The organism is Ruminococcus sp., assembly GCF_024691275.1.
Lineage (GTDB): Bacteria > Bacillota > Clostridia > Oscillospirales > Ruminococcaceae > Ruminococcus.
On the sequence record NZ_JAILNU010000004.1, the window covers coordinates 1 to 2,538 of the forward strand.

The 2,538-nt window shown below is 43.6% G+C and carries 1 protein-coding gene and 1 pseudogene; both read left to right on the top strand.

All coding sequences use genetic code 11. The annotated features are described in order from the left end of the window. Positions 1–1,987: ATP-dependent helicase (locus tag K6G33_RS00420; protein WP_296775030.1), on the top strand; the 1,987-nt coding region annotated here is incomplete at its 5' end. 57 nt (positions 1,988–2,044) lie between these two features. Continuing rightward, positions 2,045–2,538: pseudogene (locus K6G33_RS00425) on the top strand (NgoFVII family restriction endonuclease); the annotation flags it as partial.

Sequence of the window (2,538 nt, forward strand, 5' to 3'; positions counted from 1 at the left end):
GGGCGGTTTCAGTGTAGGATACAGTGGAATGCGTATACAAAGGCTGGAGCTTGACAACAGGATCAAGTATAAGCAGGAGGACTATAAACAGCTGAACGAGTTCTATCAGCAGAAGATACAGCAGATACATATAGTCGGCGAGTATGCAAATATGATGGTGCGTGATTATAATGAAGCATTGCAGTTTGTCAACGACTATTTCCAGATGGACTATAAGAAATTCCTGTCTCAGTATTTCTCAGGCGAACGTGCCGCCCAGATTGAACGCAACATCACGCCGGAAAAATACAGACAGCTTTTTGATACGCTATCTGAGCGTCAGCTTGAGATCATAAACGATGACAGTTCAAAATATATCGTTGTATCAGCAGGCCCCGGAAGCGGAAAAACAAGAGTGCTTGTGCATAAGCTGGCATCACTTCTCCTGCTTGAAGACGTGAAACATGAACAGCTTCTTATGCTGACATTTTCGAGAGCCGCTGCAATTGAATTCAAGCAGAGGCTTCGTGAGCTCATCGGAAACGCTGCCAATTTCATAGAGATAAAGACATTCCATTCCTACTGCTTTGACCTTCTCGGAAAGATAGGTAACATAAATGAATCGGAAAATGTTGTAAAGGATGCGGTACAGCTTCTCTGCGGAGATGATATTGATGCAAGCAGAACAACAAAGTCGGTGCTTGTTATTGATGAAGCTCAGGATATGGATTTCTACGAATATCAGCTTGTTTATGTGCTGATGTCCCGCAACGAAGATATGCGTGTTATCGCTGTCGGCGATGATGATCAGAATATCTATCAATTCCGCGGCTCTGATTCGAAGTATCTGAGATCATTCATAACAGAGCATGATGCAAAACAGTATTCCCTTATCGACAATTACAGAAGCTGTCAGAGCATTGTTTCTTTTGCAAATCAGTTTGTAAAAACCATTTCCGAGAGAATGAAAACTGAGGATATCGCAGCAGTCAAAGAAAGTGAAGGACAGGTCAAGCTAATAAAGCACAGCGGCGCTAACATGGAAACGGCGCTGGTTGAAGATGTTCTGTCTGTCAATGCCAAAGGAACGACCTGTATACTGACTAATACCAATAGTGAAGCACTGCTCGTTCTCGGCGTACTAAAGCAGAATAACATTCCTGCGAAACTTATACAATCCATTGACGGTTTTGATATGTATGATATAGCCGAGATACGCTATTTCCTGAAAAAGTTGAACATCGAAAACTCATCGCCAGTTATCAGCAATGAGCAGTGGAACAATGCCGTTGAAGCATTACAAAACCGGTATCAGGGCAGCAGCTGTATGCCGGTTATCATGAATATTCTGACCACATTTGAAGAGACCAATGAGAAGAAATATCGCACTGATCTTGAAATGTTCCTGCATGAATCAAAGATAGAGGATTTCTATACTAACGATAAGGGCATTATTACTATCTCGACTATGCACAAGTCCAAGGGCAGAGAGTTTGACAACGTTTATATGCTGCTCAGTAATGTCAGCATGGATACTGACGAAGAAAAAAGAAAGCTCTATGTCGCTATGACAAGAGCAAAGGAACTGCTTCATATCCATTACTTCGGCGATGCATTTGACCGATTTGCTGAATACGCTACTACTGATGAAGTTGATCTGCGTACCTACCCGAAGCCTTCTGAGCTTATATTGCAGCTTTCTCACAGAGATGTTTATCTTGGTTTCTTCAAGGACAAAAAAGATACAATAATTCGTCTGAAAAGCGGTATGCATCTTGCAGTAAGAGGCTGCAGACTCTTTATCAAGGCAGGCGATAAATTACAGCCTGTCCTTCAGTTCTCCAAAAAGTGCAACGAGGATATCAAGAAGCTCATTGAGTCAGGTTATCAGCCATATGATGCAGTTATCCGCTTTATTTGTGCCTGGAAGGATAAGGAAGATACCGAAGGAACTGAAGAAACAGCTATTATCCTGGCTGATGTTTATTTTCATACGGATAAAAAATAAATGGTTTTCGATGTCTGCAGAAGTGAAATACTGAAATAAATTTAGGAGGTGTCCTCAATGCTCAGACCAGGACTGTACGAACAAGTCATAAACAAAGAACTATCGGATAAAATAGATGATTCCGCACAGCTTATCGACAAACGCAATATCGACAAAGCAGAGGCTCCGCAGGTGCTGGCAGGGTATCTCTCTGAGGTCATTGAGAAGGGACTCTCACGGCTTGCAGGTGATGATATCGAAGGTCAGCTTGGACTTGCCAACAAAATAGTTTCGGCAGTAACGGAGCTTACGGGTGACGAGGAGTTCGACGGTCTGAGCGTTGACCAGCGTGCAGAACAGCTCCTTGCGGTTGCCAATATGCAGAATAATGCGGACACCATGAAGCGACGCATCACCATGACACGCCCCGAGACTTCCCTCGCTTCAAGCTCATTGTTCACGGGTGCTGGCCACGAACCGCAGATGATGACCGAGCTGAAAAAGGAGATAGTCTCCGCCGACAGGATAGATATGCTTGTGTCCTTCATCAAGTGGAGCGGTCTGGTGCTTAT